At 53.7% G+C, this 499-nt stretch carries 1 protein-coding gene; it reads right to left on the bottom strand.

The window, feature by feature from the left end:
* A partial coding sequence (locus DWY76_RS13340) for a virulence-associated E family protein (protein WP_243112055.1) occupies positions 1 to 499 on the bottom strand: 499 nt, incomplete at both ends.

Here is a 499-nt window from a genome sequence, read left to right as displayed (position 1 = left end):
GTCCTCCGGCATAAAATCCCGCTGGTGTTCTTTGAGATACCGCTGCATGGCGGAGCTGAAAGCCAGCTTGAACCTGCCGCTTCGGTAAATCTCCATCGCTTCTGCCCATATCTGCTCGATATAGGCTCTGGAAGCAGCTTCGTCCTCCAAAATGTGAACCTCGGCTTGCTCCGGGTACACCATGACCGGGATAAAACGGCGGTTGCCGGAACGGTCAAGGGGCAGGAAGTCAAGGGCATTGGAAGTGCCGCCAAACACGCACTGACGGGGGCGGTCTGCCGGGTGGGTTTCATAGGGTATCTTGTAAACCTCTTTCTGTCGGCTTAAAAACGACTTGATTTCCTCAATGCTCTTGGCGTTGGCGGTTGCCATCATTTCCGACATTTCGATAATCCAGTGACCTTGCAGCTTGCGGTACACATTGTCATCGTCCAGCTTCCGCAAATCATCGGAGAACCACTCGTCCCGTACTGCCAGCAAACGGAAGAAAGTGGACTTG

The sequence above is a fragment of the Faecalibacterium sp. AF27-11BH genome (genome assembly GCF_003603005.1).
GTDB classification, from domain to species: Bacteria; Bacillota; Clostridia; order Oscillospirales; family Ruminococcaceae; genus Faecalibacterium; species Faecalibacterium taiwanense.
Note: the sequence above shows the minus strand (reverse complement) of the source record. Positions and strands in the feature narration are given on the sequence as shown.